Origin of the sequence: Lampropedia aestuarii (assembly GCF_004803635.1) — a bacterium.
Lineage (GTDB): Bacteria > Pseudomonadota > Gammaproteobacteria > Burkholderiales > Burkholderiaceae_C > Lampropedia > Lampropedia aestuarii.
Genome location: NZ_SSWX01000010.1, coordinates 109,170 through 130,735, shown reverse-complemented (window position 1 = coordinate 130,735; position 21,566 = coordinate 109,170). Strand labels below are relative to the sequence as shown.

Annotated in this window: 17 protein-coding genes; 13 read left to right on the top strand and 4 right to left on the bottom strand. The window is 56.6% G+C overall.

What is annotated here, in order from left to right:
* Positions 1-19 precede the first annotated feature (19 nt).
* The 4 genes from acnB to E8K88_RS09465 all read right to left on the bottom strand — a co-directional run bounded on the left by acnB (position 20) and on the right by E8K88_RS09465 (position 5,337).
* Positions 20-2,614, bottom strand: coding sequence for a bifunctional aconitate hydratase 2/2-methylisocitrate dehydratase (acnB, locus tag E8K88_RS09480; RefSeq protein ID WP_136406425.1), 2,595 nt, complete (start codon positions 2,612-2,614; stop codon positions 20-22).
* Between the two features lie 117 nt (positions 2,615-2,731).
* Positions 2,732-3,226, bottom strand: coding sequence for a hypothetical protein (locus E8K88_RS09475; RefSeq protein ID WP_136406424.1), 495 nt, complete (start codon positions 3,224-3,226; stop codon positions 2,732-2,734).
* A 52-nt stretch (positions 3,227-3,278) separates the two neighbouring features.
* Positions 3,279-4,280, bottom strand: coding sequence for an HpcH/HpaI aldolase/citrate lyase family protein (locus E8K88_RS09470; RefSeq protein ID WP_136406423.1), 1,002 nt, complete (start codon positions 4,278-4,280; stop codon positions 3,279-3,281).
* Positions 4,281-4,350: 70 nt separating this feature from the next.
* Positions 4,351-5,337, bottom strand: coding sequence for a malate dehydrogenase (locus E8K88_RS09465; protein WP_136406422.1), 987 nt, complete (start codon positions 5,335-5,337; stop codon positions 4,351-4,353).
* 497 nt (positions 5,338-5,834) lie between these two features.
* Between E8K88_RS09465 and E8K88_RS09460 the strand changes: the two genes are divergently transcribed.
* The 13 genes from E8K88_RS09460 (at position 5,835) to E8K88_RS09400 (ending at position 21,391) form a co-directional block, all read left to right on the top strand.
* A complete protein-coding gene (locus E8K88_RS09460; protein ID WP_136406421.1) occupies positions 5,835-6,626 on the top strand; it encodes a GntR family transcriptional regulator in 792 nt (263 codons plus the stop codon).
* 253 nt (positions 6,627-6,879) lie between these two features.
* Positions 6,880-7,314 carry a succinate dehydrogenase, cytochrome b556 subunit gene (gene sdhC, locus E8K88_RS09455; RefSeq protein ID WP_136406420.1) on the top strand — a complete coding sequence of 145 codons (435 nt, stop codon included), beginning with the start codon at positions 6,880-6,882 and terminating at the stop codon, positions 7,312-7,314.
* A gap of 23 nt (positions 7,315-7,337) precedes the next feature.
* Complete coding sequence (gene sdhD, locus E8K88_RS09450; protein ID WP_136406419.1) at positions 7,338-7,703, top strand: succinate dehydrogenase, hydrophobic membrane anchor protein; 366 nt, start codon at positions 7,338-7,340, stop codon at positions 7,701-7,703.
* A gap of 105 nt (positions 7,704-7,808) precedes the next feature.
* Positions 7,809-9,617: a succinate dehydrogenase flavoprotein subunit gene (sdhA, locus tag E8K88_RS09445; protein ID WP_136406418.1), complete on the top strand. Its 1,809-nt coding sequence runs from the start codon at positions 7,809-7,811 to the stop codon at positions 9,615-9,617.
* Positions 9,618-9,657: 40 nt separating this feature from the next.
* Complete coding sequence (locus E8K88_RS09440; RefSeq protein ID WP_136406417.1) at positions 9,658-10,362, top strand: succinate dehydrogenase iron-sulfur subunit; 705 nt, start codon at positions 9,658-9,660, stop codon at positions 10,360-10,362.
* A 159-nt stretch (positions 10,363-10,521) separates the two neighbouring features.
* On the top strand, positions 10,522-10,818 hold the full coding sequence (locus E8K88_RS09435) for an FAD assembly factor SdhE (RefSeq protein ID WP_168797295.1): 297 nt from the start codon (positions 10,522-10,524) through the stop codon (positions 10,816-10,818).
* Positions 10,819-10,942: 124 nt separating this feature from the next.
* A complete protein-coding gene (locus E8K88_RS09430; RefSeq protein ID WP_136406416.1) occupies positions 10,943-12,253 on the top strand; it encodes a citrate synthase in 1,311 nt (436 codons plus the stop codon).
* 170 nt (positions 12,254-12,423) lie between these two features.
* A complete protein-coding gene (locus E8K88_RS09425) occupies positions 12,424-13,230 on the top strand; it encodes a FadR/GntR family transcriptional regulator (protein ID WP_168797294.1) in 807 nt (268 codons plus the stop codon).
* 216 nt (positions 13,231-13,446) lie between these two features.
* On the top strand, positions 13,447-15,054 hold the full coding sequence (locus tag E8K88_RS09420; RefSeq protein ID WP_136406414.1) for a class I adenylate-forming enzyme family protein: 1,608 nt from the start codon (positions 13,447-13,449) through the stop codon (positions 15,052-15,054).
* Positions 15,055-15,150: 96 nt separating this feature from the next.
* Positions 15,151-17,256, top strand: coding sequence for a 3-hydroxyacyl-CoA dehydrogenase NAD-binding domain-containing protein (locus E8K88_RS09415; RefSeq protein ID WP_136406413.1), 2,106 nt, complete (start codon positions 15,151-15,153; stop codon positions 17,254-17,256).
* Between the two features lie 30 nt (positions 17,257-17,286).
* Positions 17,287-18,471 carry an acetyl-CoA C-acyltransferase gene (locus tag E8K88_RS09410; protein ID WP_136406412.1) on the top strand — a complete coding sequence of 395 codons (1,185 nt, stop codon included), beginning with the start codon at positions 17,287-17,289 and terminating at the stop codon, positions 18,469-18,471.
* A 1-nt stretch (position 18,472) separates the two neighbouring features.
* Entirely contained in the window at positions 18,473-20,326 is a 1,854-nt protein-coding gene (locus E8K88_RS09405; RefSeq protein ID WP_136406411.1) for an acyl-CoA dehydrogenase, read from the top strand.
* Between the two features lie 90 nt (positions 20,327-20,416).
* Complete coding sequence (locus E8K88_RS09400) at positions 20,417-21,391, top strand: Bug family tripartite tricarboxylate transporter substrate binding protein (protein ID WP_136406410.1); 975 nt, start codon at positions 20,417-20,419, stop codon at positions 21,389-21,391.
* Positions 21,392-21,566: the final 175 nt, after the last annotated feature.

Here is a 21,566-nt window from a genome sequence, read left to right as displayed (position 1 = left end):
TGCCAGCATCACCCCAGTATTAGACTGTGGCTGCACCTTTGGCATTGTCTACGTACTCTTCAATTTCATTGAAGTTCATGTAGCGGTAGACGCTGGCCTTGTCGGCATCGATCACGCCCATCTCCTTCAGGTACTCTTCAGGCGTTGGCAAGTAACCCAGGCGCGATGCAATCGCGGCCAATTCCGCCGAGCCCAAGAACACTTGGGTGTTTTTGCCCAAACGGTTCGGGAAGTTGCGGGTCGATGTCGAAATCACGGTCGCGCCTTCACGCACCTGCGCCTGGTTGCCCATGCACAAGGAGCAGCCTGGCATCTCTGTACGAGCACCAGCAGTGCCGAACGCGGCGTAATGGCCTTCCTTGATCAACTCGCTCTCGTCCATTTTGGTTGGCGGTGCGACCCACAGCTTGACCGGGATATCGCGCTGGCCACCCAGCAGCTTGGCTGCGGCACGGAAGTGACCGATGTTGGTCATGCAAGAACCGATGAAGGCTTCGTCGATCTTGGTGCCAGCCACTTCAGACAGGAATTTGGCGTCATCAGGATCGTTCGGGCAGCAAACAATAGGCTCTTTGATGTCGGCCAGGTCGATTTCGATCACGGCGGCGTATTCAGCGTCCTTGTCGGCTTCCAGCAACTCTGGTTTGGCCAGCCAGGCTTCGACTTTCTCGATCCGGCGTTGCAGGGTTTTGGCATCAGCGTAGCCATCCGCAATCATGTTTTTCATCAACACGATGTTGCTGGTCAGGTACTCTTTGATTGGCTCTGGGTTGAGCTTGATCGTGCAGCCTGCTGCAGAACGCTCAGCCGACGCGTCGGACAATTCAAAAGCTTGCTCAACTTTCAGGTCTGGCAGACCTTCGATTTCCAGCACTTTGCCGGAGAACACGTTGACCTTACCAGCCTTGGCCACAGTCAGCAGACCTTGTTTGATCGCGTACAGCGGAATCGCATGCACCAGGTCACGCAGGGTCACGCCTGGCTGCAACTCGCCCTTGAAGCGCACCAGCACTGACTCAGGCATGTCCAGTGGCATCACGCCAGTCGCAGCACCGAAAGCAACCAGACCGGAGCCAGCTGGGAAGCTGATACCGATTGGGAAACGGGTGTGCGAGTCGCCACCAGTCCCTACGGTGTCAGGCAGCAGCAAACGGTTGAGCCAGCTGTGGATCACGCCGTCACCTGGACGCAGCGCCACACCACCACGGTTGGAGATGAAGGCTGGCAGTTCACGGTGGGTCTTGACGTCCACGGATTTAGGGTAAGCGGCAGTGTGGCAGAACGACTGCATCACCATGTCGGCCGAGAAGCCCAGGCAGGCCAAGTCTTTCAACTCGTCGCGGGTCATTGGGCCGGTCGTATCTTGCGAGCCGACTGTGGTCATGCGTGGCTCGCAGTAAGTGCCTGGGCGCACGCCCTGGCCTTCTGGCAGGCCAACCGCACGGCCCACCATTTTTTGCGCCAGGGTGAAACCGGCTTTGCTTTCTGCAGGCGCAGTAGGCAGGCGGAACGCGGTCGATGCAGGCAAGCCCAGGAATTCGCGCGCCTTGGCAGTCAGTGAGCGGCCAATGATCAGGTTGATACGGCCACCGGCTTGCACCTCGTCCAGCAGCACATCGCTTTTGAGTGCAAATTCAGCCGCTTTGACGCCGTTTTTCTCAATCTTGCCCTCGTAAGGGAAGATGTCCAATACGTCGCCCATGTCGAAGTTGCTCACATCCACTTCGATTGGCAAAGAACCTGAGTCTTCTTGCGTGTTGAAGAAGATGGGCGCAATTTTGCCACCCAGGGTCACGCCACCGAAGCGTTTGTTAGGCACATAAGGAATGTCATCGCCAGTCGCCCAGATCACCGAGTTGGTGGCGGATTTACGGGAAGAGCCGGTACCGACCACGTCGCCCACATAAGCGACGATATGGCCTTTTTGTTTCAGGTCTTCGATGTACTGGATTGGGCCGCGCTTGCCATCTTCTTCTGGTTTGAAAGCCGCATCGGAGCGGGTGTTTTTCAACATGGCCAGGTAGTGCAGCGGGATGTCTGGACGGCTCCAGGCGTCAGGCGCTGGCGACAGGTCATCGGTATTGGTCTCGCCAGGTACCTTGAACACGGTCACGGTGATTTTCTCGGCCACTTTGGGGCGGCTGGTGAACCATTCGGCATCTGCCCAGCTTTGCATCACTTCTTGCGCTTTGGCATTGCCGGCCTTGGCCTTGTCTGCAACGTCATTGAAGAAGTCAAACATCAACAGGGTTTTTTTCAGGGCATCAGCGGCCACGCCAGCCACTTCTGCGTCGTCGAGCAATTCAATCAGCGGATGCACGTTGTAGCCACCCACCATCGTGCCCAGCAGCTCAGTGGCTTTGGCTTTGGAGATCAAGCCCACTTGAATATCGCCATGCGCAACAGCGGCCAAAAAACTGGCTTTCACTTTGGCGGCATCGTCCACCCCTGGTGGCACACGGTGTGTGAGCAAGTCGAGCAAGAAAGCCTCTTCACCAGCCGGTGGGTTCTTGATCAGCTCAATCAACTCGGCCACTTGCTTGGCTTCCAACGGCAGCGGTGGAATGCCAAGCGCGGCGCGCTCTTCAACGTGTTTGCGATATTCATTCAACATGTTTTTCTCCTGGGGCTATCAATCTAAAAAGTCGTCAAAACTCGTCGGATGCTCAATGCGCTTGGGCAGGCCCACTTGAGCCGGCCGCTCAAGTGGTCATCGCCGCTCCCTCGCTTCTTATTTAGGGATGCATTCAGCGGCCAGACGCTGGCCTTTGGTTTGGTTCATCAACATGGCTTTGTTGCCGCCGACTTGCAGCCAGACAATGCCATTGGCTTCGTTCTCCAAGCGAATCGCACCACTCTTGGTCAACACGGGCACCATTTGGTGTTTGAAGCTTTTGCCTTGCACGATGAATTCGCGTGGGTTGTCAGGCACTTCGCTGACATTCACATTCACGGCTCCAGCACACAGATAGTCGCCTCTGTGTACCCGGCTGATCACACGGTCAATGCCGCGCAGAACAGGCGCAGTAGCAACTGGCTCGGGCAGTGGCGTGGCCACCTCGCTCAACGACGGCGCTGGCGGATCCGCAATCGCTTTGTCGTTGGCTGCCGTCGCAGTGGCTGCGGCATCATCGGGCTTGAGAAAAGGAAACGTATTGGCCAATTCGCAGCCAGTCAAGGCGACAGCCACCAAGGCCACAGTAGGAATAATCAGGGCGATGCGCATAGTGCTCTTTTCAGTTGAAACAGATGGGGGTTGTTTGAAAAACATCAATCTCTCAACCACGGGGCGGCGCAAGCCATACTTTGACAAACTCTGGCAAGTCGCAACCGACTCGGTACGCTCGCTCAAGCACTTGCCAGAAATAACGGTAGCTGGCCCGGTCATGCAAGACCCCTGCGTGGCTGATGGGCGCCCATTGTGCAGCAAAGGCAGCCTCAATGATGCGCACAGACAACGCAACTTCTGTGGGTTCTGGAGAAAAAGCAGCCAAGATGGGCCGAATTTGACTCGGGTGAATGCTCCACATCCGGGTATAGCTCAGCTGCCGGCTGGCCTGACGCGCTGAGGCACCGAGCGCCTCCAGATTCTGGAACTCTGTCACCACGCAATGCGAGGGTGTTTTGCCATACGCATGGCAGGCCGCTGCAATCGCCAACTTGGCCTGCACCACCACCGGGTGACTGAACTGGCCCACAACTCCCATGGCTTCTGCGCCAATGGCACCACCGTGGGCAGAGACAAAATCCATCAAGCCAAAGCTCAGTGACTGCACGCGCGGATGGGCGGCAATCTCGCAGGCGCGGTGCACGGCCAGCGGCGATTCGATCAGCGCATGCAGTGGCAAATCAGGTGCGCCTGCTGCATCGACCAGCGCTGCAGCACGCACAATATCTTGTACAGACTCCACTTTGGGAATCATCAGGTGGCTCAGGCGCGACCCGGCCTTAGACACAATTGTTTGCACATCATCGGCAAACGCGGCATGGTTTACCGCATGCAATCGCGCGGCAACCCGCATATCAACAGCAGCCCCAGCTGCCAACTCTGCCACCAGATGGGCGTGCTCGTGCTCGGCCCCTACAGCGGCGCCGTCCTCGCAATCGAGGGTCACATCAAACACACAAGCGCCGAACTCTTGCGCCATCTCCGCTTGCAATTGCAGGCTCTTGCGCATACGCGCTTCCACTCCACTGTAGTGATCGCACACAGGCAATACAAAAGCACCGGCTTGGCTTCCAAGCAAGACGGCACGTGGGTGGTCAACAGGCAGAGACATGTACGATGGAACTGGGAACAATAACGACAGAGAAAAAGAAAACGGGGCGCCAATGGCGCCCCAGTTGGCATTACAGCAAATGCTTCACGCCGTCTTGCTCGCCTTCGAGCTCGGCCAAGGTCTTGTTGATGCGCTCTTGGCTGAACGCGTCAATTTCCAGACCTTCGACAATTTTGTATTTGCCGTTTTCAGTCGTCACTGGGAAACCAAAGACCACGTCTTTTGGAATACCGTATTCGCCATTCGATGGCACACCCATCGTGACCCATTCACCTTGTGAGCCCAGGGCCCAGTCACGCATGTGGTCAATCGCTGCGTTGGCAGCCGATGCAGCCGAGGACAGACCACGCGCTTCGATGATGGCCGCGCCGCGCTTGCCCACGGTAGGCAAGAACACGTTAGCGTTCCATTCTTGGTCGTTGATGGTGTCTTTGACCGATTTGCCACCGATGGTCGCAAAACGGTAGTCAGCGTACATGGTAGGCGAGTGGTTGCCCCAAACGGTGAGTTGTTTGATCTCACCGACTTTGCCGCCGGTTTTGTCAGCGATTTGGCTGGCCGCACGGTTGTGATCCAGTCGCAGCATGGCGGTGAAGTTCTCACGTGGCAGATCAGGTGCGCTCTTCATTGCGATGTAGGCATTGGTGTTGGCTGGGTTGCCTACGACCAGTACTTTGACATCACGGCTGGCAACTTTATTCAAAGCCTTGCCTTGTGCTGTGAAGATTTGGGCGTTGGCAGCCAACAGATCAGCACGCTCCATGCCTGGGCCACGTGGACGGGCACCGACCAGCAATGCGTAGTCCGCATCTTTGAACGCCACTTCTGGATCGCCAGAAGCCACAATGCCTTCGAGCAATGGGAATGCGCAGTCTTGCAGTTCCATGATCACGCCTTGCAGCGCTTTCTGGGCTTTTTCGTCAGGAATTTCCAGCAATTGCAGAATGACTGGCTGATCTTTACCCAGCATCTCGCCGGAAGCGATACGGAACAACAGGGCGTAACCGATTTGGCCGGCTGCACCGGTCACCGCGACGCGTGCGGCTTTTTTGCTCATAGCTATCTCCACTCAGGAATGAAATTGAAAAAGACCCGCGCATTCCGCAGTGCCGCACCACGTCCCACCAGAAACTCCAACTGAAATCGCTGAACAATCGCAGCACAACCCTCTTCGCAATTTCTACAGGTCAGCAAGGTTTGCACGGAGATTTTACTAGGGTTTGAACCACCACGCCATAAATTCTTATGTCTTATATAAGATATTGTCGCAATCGTTCAAAAGGCGTAAAATCCCCTCAGATTTTGCTGCCTATGGTGCGACGCACACTGCAATACCCCTCTGTTTCAGAGTGCGATACTGCACTTTGGTGTGCCAACTTAATGCAGCGCAATTGCTCAGCCTGGGCGCCGATTGGGTGCTTCAGGCCATCTGCATCTTGGCGCTCATCAGCACTCAGACGCACTAGAACCACCAGTTGTCCCTATCCGCCTCACGACCCACAGCACTTCACAGAGCCAGGCTTTGCGCCGGGCCTTGAGCATTGATAACCCCACATGACCGATCTCAACGGAACAGGCAAAACCAACGAAGACAACGCCAGTAGCATTGCCCTGGCGCCGCCTTCGTTTAGCCCCTTATACCGCCAGATCAAGGGTTTGCTGCTGCAAAAGCTTGAGGCCGGTCAATGGCAGCCTGGCGAGGCCATCCCCAGCGAGATGGACTTGTCGCAGCAATTGCGGGTCAGCCAAGGCACCGTGCGCAAAGCCATCGATGAGCTGGCGGCCGAGAATCTGCTCATCCGCAAGCAAGGCAAAGGCACTTTTGTGGCGACCCACTCCGAGCGCCATGTGCAGTACCGTTTTCTGCGCTTGCGCCCAGACGCGGGCGGTCTTGACGAAGAAGGCCCAGCCCAGCGCCATATTCTGTTTTGCAAGCGCATTCGCGCTTCGGCAGAACTGGGCGCGCAAATTGGTCTGCGCAGCGGCGATGCGATAATCCATATTCGCCGCACACTGTCGATGCAAAGCACCCCTGCCGTGCTAGAGGATATCTGGCTGCCCGGCCACGCCTTCAAAGGCATCACGGCCGAGCAAATCACCCACTACCAAGGCCCGACCTATGCTTTGCTAGAAAAAGAGTTTGGCGTGCGCATGGTGCGTGCCGTGGAAAAACTCAAAGCCATCCTGCCCCCCGATGCAGAGGCTGCGCAACTGCTGCATGTGGACAGCACAACTCCGCTGCTATCGGTCGAGCGGGTGACCTACACCTACAACGACACGCCCATGGAGTTGCGCCGAGGCCTCTACCGCACCGACACGCACCATTATTTGAACGAATTGAATTAAACAATACCGTCCATCCAGTCCAAAAGCGTCCATGAAGATTTTTTTGCACTTTCCGCCCATGACTTAGCAAACCAAAGAACTTCAAAAAAAACATATACCTACAGTTTTTTTCTGAAGTCAACTCTAGATTGCCAGACTCAATTAGGGTCACAAATGTCACAAGTCAATTTCAAATTGAGTCAAAGAGTCTAGAATCCGACCGTTTGTCCTGATGGCTCAGCCAACCGATTTCCCGCACTGAAAGCCCAACCCCATGAATGAAACTACAAAGAAAAGGCCTGAGTTTCGCAACATCAATATCTTCAATGATGTGCGCACTTACCGTTTACCTATTGCAGGTGTTTTGTCGATCCTGCACCGTATCAGCGGCATCATCATGTTTGTGCTGCTGCCTTTTTTGCTGTGGGCGTTTGACATGTCGCTGCGCTCGCCGCAGGACTTCGCCACAGCCACCAGCATTTTCCGCGACGGCCTGTGGATTTTCCCAGGCTTCCTGGTGAAATTGGGTGTTCTGGTGTTGGTTTGGGCGTTCTTGCACCATTTGTGCGCAGGCGTGCGCCATTTGTACATGGATGTGAACCACCATGCGGTGAACAAAGAGTTCGGCCGTAAGTCCGCGATTGGCTCGTTTGTATTCAGCTTGGGTCTGACGGCTGTTTTCGGCGCCAAAATCTTTGGCCTCTACTAATTCACGCTCGCAAGGAGTTCTTTATGTCGACTAATTACGGATCCAAACGTGTCGTGGTAGGTGCCCATTACGGTATCCGCGACTGGCTGGTTCAGCGCGTTACAGCCGTGCTGATTGTTTTGTTCACGCTGGCCTTGATTGCGCAAATCTGCCTGACCAAAGGCCAGATCGATTACGCTGCCTGGCAAAGCATCTTCAATGCGCAGTGGATGCGCTTATTCAGCTTTGTGACGATTGTGGCCGTGCTGTGGCACGCCTGGGTTGGCGTGCGCGACGTCTGGATGGACTATGTGCCAGCCGCCGGTCTGCGCTTGACGCTCGATGTGGTTACCATCGTCTGGTTAATTGGCTGCGCGGGCTGGGCATTCCAGACGCTCTGGCGCATTTAAGCGCAGATCAGTCCAAGCTGCGCAACCGCCAGTCTCCAGGATTGGCCTGCTGCGCGCCTCCCATACCGCCCCACTTTGAGAAGACCAAGAGATTGTTCTAACACCATGAGCTACACCAAAGAAAACATCATCACCCGCAAATTCGACGCCGTCATCATTGGCGCGGGTGGCTCCGGCTTGCGCGCTGCGCTGGAGTTGTCCAAGGCCGGCCTGTCGGTCGCCTCGCTCTCCAAGGTATTCCCAACCCGCTCGCACACGGTTGCAGCCCAAGGCGGCGTGTCTGCCTCGCTGGGCAATATGAGCGAAGACAACTGGCACTACCATTTCTACGACACCATCAAGGGCTCGGACTGGCTGGGTGACCAGGACGCGATTGAGTTCATGTGCCGCGAAGCACCGAACGTCGTGATCGAGCTGGAACACTATGGCATGCCGTTTGACCGCAACCCAGATGGCACGATTTACCAGCGTCCATTTGGTGGTCACACCGCCAACTACGGTGAGAAACCCGTGCAACGCGCGTGCGCTGCGGCTGACCGTACTGGCCACGCGATGCTGCACACGCTCTACCAGCAAAACGTCAAGGAAAAAACCAACTTCTTTGTCGAGTGGATGGCGCTGGATCTGATCCGTGATGAGCAAGGCGACGTCGTCGGCGTGACCGCACTGGAGCTGGAAACCGGTGAGCTGTACATCCTGCAAGCCAAAGTCGTGCTGCTGGCCACAGGTGGTGCGGGTCGTATTTTTGCCGCTTCCACCAATGCCTTTATCAACACGGGCGACGGCCTGGGCATGGCAGCGCGTGCTGGCATCCCACTGCAAGACATGGAATTCTGGCAGTTCCACCCAACCGGCGTCGCCGGCGCGGGCGTGTTGCTGACCGAAGGCTGCCGTGGTGAAGGCGCTATTTTGCGCAACAGCGAAGGCGAGCGCTTCATGGAGCGCTATGCGCCAACTTTGAAGGATTTGGCCCCACGCGACTTCGTCTCGCGCTCGATGGACCAGGAAATCAAGGAAGGCCGTGGCTGCGGTCCAAACAAGGACTACATCCTGATGGACATGACCCACCTGGGGGCAGACACCATCCGCAAGCGTTTGCCATCAGTGGAAGAAATTGGCCACAACTTTGCCAACGTCGACATCACCAAGGTGCCAATTCCAGTCGTGCCAACCATCCATTACCAAATGGGCGGCATCCCAACCAATATCAACGGCCAGGTTGTCGTCAAAACCGAGACCAACAACTCTGAAGTGGTCAACGGCTTGTACGCAGTGGGTGAGTGCTCTTGCGTTTCCGTGCACGGCGCCAACCGCTTGGGCACGAACTCGCTCCTGGACTTGCTGGTTTTTGGCAAGGCCGCTGGCAAGCACATTGTCAAAACCGTGCAGGCACAGCCAAGTCACAAGCCACTGCCGGCTGATGCGGCAGAGCGCACCTTGGCGCGTTTGAACCGCCTGCAAGAGTCCAACTCTGGCATTTACTCGCAAGACATTGCCAACGAAATCCGCCAAAGCATGCAGCAACACGCTGGCGTGTTCCGCACCCAGCAAGGCATGGACGAAGGCGTGGTCAAAATCAATGCGATCCGCGAAAAAGTCGGTGAAGTCACGCTCAAGGACAAATCCAAAGTGTGGAACACCGCCCGCATGGAAGCGCTGGAAGTGGACAACCTGATCGAAGTGGCGCAAGCCACGATGACCTCCGCTGCTGCGCGCCGTGAATGCCGCGGCGCCCACACCGTGTACGACTACGAGCACCCAGCCGACCACCCAGAATTCCCACTGGGCCGTAACGACAAGGAATGGCTCAAACACACCCTCTGGTACAGCGCAAACAACAGCCTGGATTACAAGCCAGTGAACCTCAAGCCACTGACCGTGGACAGCGTTCCGCCTAAAGTCCGTACCTTCTAATCCCCTGCTGCTTGCAAGCCTCACGAGAGAGTAAAACACCATGACAATCCGCAAATTTCAAATCTATCGCTACGATCCTGATAAGGATGCCAAGCCTTATATGCAGGAAGTGGAAGTGGAGCTCGACGGCCATGAACGCATGCTGCTCGATGCACTGGTCAAACTCAAAGCCAAGGATCCAGCGATTGCGTTCCGCCGCTCCTGCCGCGAAGGCGTGTGCGGCTCGGATGCGATGAACATCAATGGCAAAAACGGTCTGGCCTGCTTGACCAACATGAACACCCTCAAAGGGACGATTGTTCTCAAGCCGCTGCCGGGCCTGCCAGTGATTCGCGATTTGATCGTGGACATGACCCAGTTCTTCAAGCAGTACAACAGCATCAAGCCATACCTGCAAAACGAAAGCCTGGCACCTGAGCGCGAGCGCCTGCAGTCGCCTGAAGAGCGCGAAGAGCTCAACGGTCTGTACGAGTGCATTTTGTGCGCCAGCTGCTCGACCAGCTGCCCGTCGTTCTGGTGGAACCCAGACAAGTTCGTTGGTCCAGCAGGCCTGCTGCAAGCCTACCGCTTCATCGCTGACAGCCGCGATGATGCCACTGGTGAGCGTCTGGACAACCTGGAAGATCCGTACCGCTTGTTCCGCTGCCACACCATCATGAACTGCGTCGATGTCTGCCCTAAAGGTTTGAACCCGACCCGTGCGATCGGCAAGATCAAAGAGCTGATGGTGCGCCGCGCGATCTAATACCCAACTGGGGCTGCTGACCTGAGTGGCTTGCTGCATGGCAGCCGCTCAAGGCGCTGATGCCCTCGTTTTGGTCTCGCTTCGACTCGAGGCGCATGGCATATCTCTGCCATACGCCAGTTTGATACATTGTTCATCACGCCCTTTTGACTTGTCACTATGACCGCTGAGAACTCCGGGACAGAGCAGCAGCTGATGTCCGAGCTGCAACTACGCCAGTTGCAATGGCGCTCTCGCAGAGGGCTGCTGGAAAATGACTTATTCATTGAGAAATTCTTCAATGTCCATGGGCCATCGCTGAGCGTTGCGCAAGGCAAAGCCATGACCACATTGATGAATCTGGCAGACAACGATCTGCTGGACTTGCTCTTGCGTCGCAAAGAACCGCAAGGGGATCTTGACACCCCCGAAATCCACAATGTACTGGAATTGATTCGCCCCGCTCCATACAACTGAAGCCTTCGCCTTTAGCTGTACCGCCAAGCCAATCAAACACTGCAAAGTTCATTTCGACAATCCAGCCTTAACACCTCCAATACAGAGATAGCAAGGCACCCGGCTCCATCCAAGGAAGGTAAATATGAAACTGTCTGACAACAAAGCAACCCTGTCATTCTCCAATGGCAAACCAGCGGTTGAGCTTCCAGTCTACGAAGGCTCTGTGGGGCCAGATGTCATCGATATCCGCAAGCTCTACGGCCAAACCGGGATGTTTACCTATGACCCGGGCTTTCTCTCCACTGCATCGTGCCAGTCGGCCATCACCTACATCGATGGCGACAAAGGCGAGCTGCTGTACCGTGGCTACCCGATCGAGCAATTGGCGGTCAACACCGACTACCTGGAGACTTGCTACTTGCTGCTCAATGGCGAGCTGCCAAACGCTGCGCAAAAAGCCGACTTTGACCAGCGCGTGACCCGCCACACCATGGTCAACGAGCAAATGCAGTTCTTCCTGCGAGGCTTTCGCCGTGACGCCCACCCAATGGCCATTCTGACGGGCCTGGTTGGTGGCATGTCTGCGTTCTACCATGACAGCACCGACATCAACAATCCAGAGCACCGCAATATTGCTGCGATCCGTCTGATCGCCAAAATGCCTACTTTGGTTGCGATGGCCTACAAATACGGCATCGGCGCGCCTTATATGTACCCTCAGAATGACCTGAGCTACGCAGGCAACTTCCTGCGCATGATGTTCGGCAACCCATGCGAAGAGTACGTCGTCAACCCAGTGCTTGAGCGTGCGATGGACCGCATCTTCACGCTGCACGCAGACCACGAGCAAAACGCGTCCACATCCACCGTGCGTCTGTGCGGCTCGTCAGGCACCAACCCATTCGCTGCCATTGCAGCGGGTGTGGCTTGCCTGTGGGGCCCCGCACACGGCGGCGCCAACGAAGCCTGCCTGAACATGCTCGAGCACATTCAAGCCAACGGCGGCATTGAAAAAGTGGGCGAGTTCATGGAACAAGTCAAAGACAAAAACTCCGGCGTCAAGCTGATGGGCTTTGGCCACCGCGTCTACAAAAACTACGATCCACGCGCCAAGCTGATGCAAGAAACTTGCAACGAAGTGCTGGCCGAGCTGGGCCTGGAAAACGACCCTCTGTTCGCACTGGCCAAGAAACTGGAGAAAATCGCTCTGGAAGACGACTACTTCGTACAACGCAAGCTGTACCCGAACGTCGACTTCTACTCCGGCATCGTGCAACGCGCCATTGGCATTCCAGTGAACCTGTTCACCGGCATCTTCGCTCTGGCCCGTACCGTCGGCTGGATCGCCCAGTTGAACGAAATGATCTCTGATCCAGAGTACAAAATCGGCCGTCCACGCCAATTGTTCGTGGGCAATACCCCACGCGACGTCAAGCCAATCGCTGAGCGTTAATTCCCAGCGGCAGGCCTTCACCTGTAACCAAAGCGCCTCATTGAGGCGCTTTTTTAATGCCCTGGTGCAAGACTCAAGCAAGCGCTAGCCAGATTCCGCACATAGGGTTAACTCCATCACACAAAGTCCATTTGTCCGACATTATGACAAACATAACCAAGCGCCCCACTATGCATAAGCACCCTACTGATCCACCAAGTACCGAAACCGAACGCCACTCAGGATCGGGTCTGTTCAAACGCATTCGCTCGGCCCCCGCTTATAAAGTCGTGGCCGAAGAAATTGAACGCCTGATCATGAGCGCAGAGCTCAAACCAGGTGATCCTCTGCCCACTGAGCAAGAGCTGTCTGAGAGCTTTGGCGTGAATCGGTCGACCGTGCGCGAAGCCATTCGCCTGATCGAGCAAGAGGGGATGTTGGAGCGCCGCGAAGGTCGGCGCCTGTTTGTCTGTCTGCCGGGACTGTTCGATCTGGCTTCACGCGCTACGCGGGTGTTGATGCTGCAACAGACAACCTTTCAGGAACTGTGGGATACAGCAATCACTTTGGAGCCTTTGGCGGCGCGTTTGGCAGCGCAAAATGCCCAGGCTGAAGATATCGCGCGTTTGCAGGCCAATATTGAGGCCACAGCAGCCATGACACTGCCCCACGCGCAACCTGAGTCGGAATTGGCCGCGCTGGTCGCGCTCGATGTGGAGTTCCATGCGCTTGTTGGTGCAGCCAGTCATAACAGACCTTTAATGCTGGCCCGAGAGCCCATTAGCTTGCTCTACAAGCCCACGCTATTGCGCATTTATGCGCAGATCCCCCAGTCCAAATCGCGCGTTCTGTCTGCACACCGACACATCACACAAGGCCTGAGCCAAGGCAACGCCGAGGTGGCCGTGGAGTGGATGCACAAGCACATGGTCGATTTTCAACGGGGCTTCCAAATGGCGGGCTTGGACATGCGCGCGCCCATCCAGTTCGAGCTGTAAGCCGATGTTGTGCGCCTACATGCCACGGTGGCCAACACCCCATTACCGCCATGCCCAGGATGCCGTGCCGCGCAGTGATTGCTCAATGCGGCCACCAGTTCGTGGCCACCCGTTCGTACAGGGCTAAGACGATCAGCAGGCCAACCATCTGGGCTGTTGCGATGCACCACAAATAGCCAAAGAGCTATCCATCAAAATTCACCAATCGGAGACACTATGAAGCACTGGCAATCCCCTCTTTTGCCAACGATTCGCCGTGAGGCCTTGTTTGGCGACAGAGTCATCAACTGCTTTGAGGATCGCCCCAAAAGCATCTATACCCTGTGGCAGCGCTGGGTCGACCAAAGACCACAGCATACCGCGCTAGTGCACGGGCAAGAGCGCTGGAGTTATGCGCAAGCAGACCAGCAAATACAAGCGATCGCTTTTGGCTTGCATCGCAGGGGCATCGAGCCAGGTGACCGCGTCGCGCTATACATGGACAACCATGCTGCCTTCGTGTTTAGCTTCTTGGCGCTTCAGCGACTGGGCGCCATCGCCGTACCGATTGGCACACGCGAACAATCCGCTGGGCTGGCCTATATGCTCAATCAGTGCTCAGCCAAAGGCCTGATTTTTGATGCGGCATTGCATCTGCAATTGCCCACGCCGGAACAAGTTCCTGGGCTGGCGTTGCGCGTAGTGCATGGTTGCTTGGCCCCTTTTGAAAACCTCGACTCGCTTTTGCAAGCACCCCTGCCTTCGCAACCCCTGCCACCAGCGGCAGTCCAAGAGCAGCAAACAGCGATCCTCCTGTACACATCCGGGACAACCGGCAACCCCAAGGGCGCCATGCTCACCCATTTCAATGTCGCACACTCAGTGCGCCATTTGGAAATGGCACTGCAACTCTCCAGCAATGACCGTGCGGCACTGAGTGTGCCTATCAGCCACGTGACAGGCTTAGTGACCGTGCTGCTCACCACTTTCAGCGTCGGTGCGACCTGCGTGATTGCCCCAGCTTTTAAAGCCGATGCTTTTCTGCACTTCATGGAGCGTGAAGCCATCACTTACGCTTTGCTGGTGCCGGCTATGTACAACCTGTGCCTGCTCAGCCCAGAACTCAAGCAACGCGACTTAAGCCACTGGAGAGTCGGTGGTTATGGCGGCGCCCCTATGGCGGTAGCAGCGATTGAAGCACTTGCACAAGCCCTTCCCAATTTAGGCCTGTTTAATGCGTATGGGGCCACCGAGGCCTGCGGCCCGACATCGATTTCTCCAATTGCCTCAGACATCGAACATGCCAGCAGCATCGGGGCTGCCTTGCCCTGCGTGGACGTTCGAATCATGGACGAGCACGGTGTCGAAGTGCCTCACGGTGAGACTGGGGAGCTATGGATCGGAGGCCCCTCCACCATTCCAGGCTATTGGGACAACCCAACAGCGAGCCAAGAATCCTTCACGGCTGGATATTGGCATTCCGGTGATATCGGATATGTCGATGGCGATGGTTTCTTGTATTTGGTCGATCGCAAAAAAGACATGCTCAGCCGCGGTGGCTTCAAGATCTACTCGCTAGAAGTCGAAGACCGCTTGATGGCCTATCCAGGTGTCGTTGAGGCTGCCATCATCGGCAAGCCTTGCCCTGTGCTGGGTGAGCGTGTTCATGCAGTGGTCTATGCGCCTACCTTGGCTGAGGACACGCAGGCCCTGCGTGCCCATTGCGCCCAAACCCTCACCGACTACAAGGTGCCCGAGTCCATCACATGGGCTCGCTGCGCTTTACCGCGCAATGCCAACGGCAAAGTGCTCAAGCGGGTTTTACGAGAAAACCTGCTGAATTAGGCGCACGCGCGCAGCCCACTCCACCAGCCCCACCTGTCGCACCTGCCTGCGGCAGGCTTGGTGCGCCGTATCTTTTACCTACTGTATTGAAACGCTATGCACACCGTCACTTTCGATAGCGCAAACGGCATTGGCCGCATTTGCATTGCCAACCCACCGGTCAACGCACTTTCGCACCATGTCATGCATGGGCTAGCCGATGGCCTGGCCCAATTTGAAGCGGACCCCAGTCTGCACGCACTCCTGATTTACTGCGCAGGCAAGACATTTGTCGCCGGTGCTGATATCACCTTATTTGACGATCCTGCGTTCGACGCCAGTGCGTTCAATGCCACGCTTGCACGCCTTGAAGCCCAGCCTAGACTGGTCGTAGCCGCCTTGCACGGCACTGCGCTGGGTGGCGGGCTAGAGCTTGCCCTGGCTTGCCACTACCGCGTGGCCCAAAGCGGCACGCGTGTTGGCTTGCCAGAAGTCAAACTAGGACTTCTGCCCGGTTCTTTGGGAACCCAGCGCCTGCCGCGCCTGATCGGCGCCGGACCTGCGCTGGAGATCATGCTCAGCGGCAAAATGATCGACACACAAGAGGCCCTATCCTGCGCGCTGGTCGATGCCATCAGAGACGGCACACCACTCGACATAGGGATGGCCTACACCAGCGAGCTGCTAGCGCACAACGCACCGCCCCGTCGCCTCAGCCAAGTGCGCATGCCAGACCAAGTGCATGCCAGCGCCATCGAGACTGCGTTGAGCCAAGCGCAACAACAGCCGCACTACCCTGCCAAACAAGCGATCGTGGCTTGTGTGCAAGCGGCGGTCAGCGAAGACTTTGAAACGGGTGCTGCAGTAGAAGCAAACGCCTTCAAAACACTGCTCAACAGCCCCGCTTCACGGGCACTGCGGCATTTGTTTTTTGCGCAACGTGTGGCGGCCAAATTACCGCAAAATGCCACGTCGACCTCTGGCCTCGCAGTTGAGACAGTCGGCATCTTAGGCGCAGGCACCATGGGCACGGGCATTGCCATGTGCTTCCTGAATGCCGGCATTCCAACCGTACTGGTCGATGCCACTGCAGAAGGGCTGCAACGCGGCATTGGGCTGATTGAGTCAACCTATGCCTCCAATGTCGCCAAAGGCCGTTTGAGTGCAGAACAAGCCCAAGCCATCCTCCAGCGGTTGACCACCTCGCTAGACGATACGGCATTGGCCGAGTGCGACTTGGTGATTGAGGCCGTGTTTGAGAACATGGCACTCAAGCAACAAGTCTGCCAACGCTTGGGCCACATTTGCAAGCCATCGGCCATCATTGCCAGCAACACCTCGACTTTGGATGTCGATGTGCTCGCGCAAGCCACAGGGCGACCTGGCCAAGTGATTGGCATGCACTTCTTCAGCCCTGCGCACATCATGAAGCTGCTAGAGGTCGTCCGTGGGGAGCACACCGCACCAGCCGTGCTGAAAACTGTCATGGATCTGGCCAAGAAAATCGGCAAAACCGCTGTCGTTTCAGGCGTGTGCTACGGTTTTATTGGCAACCGCATGGCTGAAGTCTATATGCGAGAGACCGAGTTTTTGCTCATGGAAGGGGCTACTCCCGCACAAATCGACAATGCAGTACAGGCATTGGGCATGGCCATGGGCCCTTGCCGCATGCTGGATATGGCAGGCATTGATGTGGGCGCCAAAACAGTCATCGAATACGGCAAAGCGGGCGGCCTGCCACCAGACCCCAGCTACAGAGCGGTGGTGCAGAAAATGTTTGCATTAGGCCGCTTTGGACAAAAAACAGGCAGCGGTTACTACCGCTATGACGGCCGTACCGCCCACCCAGATCCAGAGACTGAGCGCATTGCAGCGGAAGTGGCACGCGCGCATGGCATTGCAAAGCGCAACGACATCTCAGAGCAAGAAATCACCGAGCGACTGCTCTATCCCTTGATCAATGAGGGCTGCAAGATCTTGGAAGAAGGCATTGCTTACCGCGCCAGCGACATTGATGTGGTGTGGACAGCCGGCTACGGATTTCCAGATTATCAGGGTGGCCCCATGTTCTTGGCTGAGCAGCGCGGCCTTGCACACATTGTCCAGCAGCTTGAGCACTACGCCCGCAGCCGCGGCAACCCCTATGGCTATTGGGACATATCGCCACTTCTACAGCGCTTGGCACAACAGCAACACAGCTTTGCCAGCCACAACTTGGTTTAACTGCAACACATCGATTGGGAAAGTATTCGTATGAAAGAAGCTGTCATTGTTTCTACTGCCCGCACTGGGATTGGCCGCGCCTACAAAGGGGCACTGAACCACACCCTCTCGCCCACCATGATGGGGCATGCCATCGAACACGCTGTGCAGCGCGCAGGCGTTGATGGCGCTGAAATTGACGATGTCGTTATCGGGTGTGTTCTGTCTGCCGGCACAGCGGGCATGAATCTGGCGCGCAATGCTTTATTGGCAGCGGGCTTGCCCAACACGGTGGCCGGCCAAACCATGGACCGCCAATGTGCTTCAGGACTCATGGCGATTGCCACAGCAGCCAAACAAGTCATCGTCGATGGCATGCAAGTGGTCGTCGCTGGTGGCACGGACAACATCACAGCGGTTCAGAACAACTACATGAGCTGGGTCGCCAAAGAGCAGGACCCGCGTGTCATCGCGCATGCCGCACACGCGTATATGCCAATGCTGCAAACCGCAGAATTTGTGGCGAAAAAATATGGCATCAGCCGCCAAGCGCAAGATGCTTATGCGCTCGCGTCCCAGCAACGCACCGCGCAAGCACAAGCTGCAGGGCGCTTTGATCAAGAGATTGTGCCCTTTAGCACCCAAATGGCTGTCGTGGACAAGGCCACTCAAGCGCTCAGCTACCACGCCGTGACTCTCGCGCACGATGAAGGCAATCGCCCTGACACCACACTGGAAGGTCTGGCAGCGCTCAAACCGGTGATCGAAGGCGGCGTCATTACCGCTGGCAATGCCAGCCAGCTCTCGGATGGGGCCTCGGCCTGTGTAGTGATGGATGCACAACTGGCCCAACGCCGCGGCTTGTCCGTTCTGGGTACTTACCGGGGCATGGCGGTCGCCGGTTGTGCGCCTGAAGAAATGGGCATTGGCCCAATTTACGCCATCCCTAAACTGTTGAAGAGCCACGGCCTGCGCATTGACGACATCGACCTCTGGGAGCTCAACGAAGCGTTTGCCTGCCAAGCCATCTACTGCCGCGATTTTTTAGGCATCGACCCGGCCAAATACAACGTCAATGGTGGCGGCATTTCGATAGGCCACCCCTACGGCATGACCGGTGCACGCATTGTTGGCCACGCGCTGCTTGAAGGCCAGCGGCGTGGCGCTCGTTATGTCGTCACCACGATGTGTGTAGGCGGCGGTATGGGCGCAGCAGCCTTGTTTGAGGTGGCCTGACATGAAGCTCAATTACAGCAGCATTCGGCAAACACTGGACTTTTTGCTCTACGACTGGCTGGCCATCGAGCAACTCAGCGCCTACCCGCGCTATGCCAGCCACGACAAAGACACCTACAGCGCCGTCCTCGCCCTGTGCGAGCGTTTGGCTGCAGAAAAATTCGAGCCATTTAATCGCCTGGTAGACACCCAAGAGCCCTGCTTGGACACACAGCACGCAGTGCCTGAGCTGCGCCTGCCAGACTGCACATCACAAGCCTGCACTGCGTATGCCGAGTCTGGCATGCTGGCTGCATCACACGACTTTGACGTGGGCGGCATGCAACTGCCTTGTGTGGTTGAGATGGCGGCCAACAGCATGGTGTCTGCAGCCAGTATTGCGCTGAAAGCCTACTCGATGCTCACGGCCGCGAATGCAGGCTTGCTGATGGTGCACGGCACCGAAACACAAAAGAAGGTGTTTGCCCTGCCACAGCTACAGGGACGGTTCTTTGGCACCATGAACCTGAGTGAGCCACAAGCGGGCTCGAGCCTGTCGGACATCACGACGCGCGCCATTGCGGATGGCCAGGATCACTGCGACGACCCGCTAGGGCCACGCTACCGGATTACAGGCCGAAAAATGTGGATTTCAGCCGGGGAACATACGATGGGTGACAACATCATCCACCTCGTATTGGCCAAAGTCCCCGACGAAACAGGCGCCCTGCCTCCCGGTACAGGGGGCATTTCCTTGTTTATCGTGCCCAAGTATTTGGTCAGCCCCGAGGGCCACGTGAGCGCGCAGCGCAATGACATCGTGCTCGCTGGCGTGAACCATAAATTGGGCTACCGCGGCACCACCAACACCTTGCTCAATTATGGAGAAGCAGGCGGCGCGATTGGGTACCGCGTAGGAGCCTTAGGGGCGGGCCTGCATTGCATGTTCCACATGATGAACGAAGCCCGCATTCAAGTCGGGCTTGGCGCCACCATGCTTGGCTACGCAGGGTATTTGCAATCACTGGACTATGCCCGCGAACGCCCACAAGGGCGGCCTGTGGTGGCTGGTCAGCACGTGCAAAAAGATACACGAGCACCCCAAGTGCCCATCATTGAGCATGCCGATGTCAAACGAATGCTCATTGCTCAAAAAAGCTATGCAGAAGGCGCTCTGGCCCTACAGCTGTATTGCGCCAAATTGATCGATGTGCAGCGCACAGGCACCCCCCAAGAGGCGGACAACGCCAAGTTGCTGCTCGAGGTTCTCACCCCGATTGCCAAAAGCTGGCCCAGTGAATGGTGCCAAGAAGGCAATAGCCTGGCTATTCAGGTGCTTGGTGGCTATGGCTATACCCGCGACTTTCCTGTGGAGCAACACTGGCGCGACAACCGCCTCAATATGATCCATGAAGGCACCCATGGGATTCAGGCCATTGACTTATTAGGCCGCAAAGTACGCATGCAAGCAGGACAAGCGCTGCAATTGCTGCTATCGACCATGCGCCAGACCATCACAGCGGCACAACAGCAGCCCAGCACACAGGGCTTGGCTGCGGATTTGGAGGCAGCCATACAGCAGCTGCAAGCAGCAACAGATGCCGCGTGGAGTCGCGGCGATGCACTGCGGGCACTGAGCAATGCCAGCCATTACCTCAAAGCCTTCGGCCATGTCACGCTGGCTTGGATATGGCTAGAGCTTGCGGTGCACACGCACACAGCCAAAGAGGCCAGCGCAACGCCCGCATTTGTGCAAGGCAAGCGCGATTGCGCACGCTACTTCTTTGCATATGAACTGCCACTGGTACAAGCCTGGCTGCAACCCGTGCACCAACAAGAGACGCTGCTGACAGATATACACCCCCAGTGTTTGTAAGTCACCACGCGCAACACGCCCCCCTGTTTTGACACAACACCAAGAAGGCACTCCAGTGCCTCACCCCCTCAACTCTAGGAGACAACTACCATGCCATTTCGAACCATCGCACGCTTGGCCACCCTCGCGCTCACTGTGGCTGCGAGCACTGCTTTTGCAGCAGGCGACTACCCATCCAAACCCATCCGTATCATTGTGCCCATTGCAGCTGGCGGCGCGACCGACGTGCAAGCACGGGCGATGGCCCATGAGCTGCAAAAGCACCTCAATACTTCCGTCGTGGTGGAGAACCGTCCAGGCGGCAACTTCGTGATCGGCAACGTCGCTGTAGCCACTGCGCCCGCGGATGGCTACACCATTGGCTGGGCCCTTTCAGCAGCGATGTCTCTGAACCCACTGCTGTATAAAAATCTGGCGTACCAGCCTACTGACTTCCAATACTTGGCACCGGTCTCCAAGGGACACCATGTGATTGCCATTCCCGCATCTGCCAAAGCCAACACCCTGCAAGAATGGATTGATGACATCAAGCAAAGCGGCAAGCCCGCCGCGGTTGCAGTCTCCAGCGTGGGCGGCACCACCCACCTAATGGCTGCGGACATTGCCCGGCAAGGCCAGTTCAAGGTTGAGCCGGTGCTCTACCGAGGTGAAGCACCGGCAGTGCAAGACCTGGTGGCCAATCAGGTGCCAGCCATGTCAGGCATCGTCGCCTCAGTCCTTCAGTACTATACCGCTGGCAAAGTAAAAATACTGGCAATTTCCTCTGAAGAACGCATCAGCGAATTGCCCGATGTGCCAACGTTCAAAGAACTGGGTTACCCATTTGTAGGCACGTACTGGAACGGCATGGTTGCACCGGCGCGAACGCCTCAGCCAATCGTCGACAAGCTCTCAGAGGCCATTCGCACGGTAGTACAGTCCCCTGAATTTCGCGCCAAATTATCCAACGTGCCTGACATGCATGCCATTGAAGGCCCACCAGAAATGATGGCCGATATGATTGCGCAAGACACCGTATTTTGGTCTCGCATCATCAACGAAAACAACATCAGCATCGAGCAATAAGCATGTGCTGGGCCAGTGCAGTGCAAGAAGCAGCAACTCACAGAAGCGGTGAATCGACCAGCATTGCCGCTGCCGTTGCAGCGCCTCCATCGCATGGCTGGCCCAGCGTATTTCCTTGCATGCAAGACACGTAGTCCAATAGTGCACCATCCCAACTTGGGATCAAACACTTAGC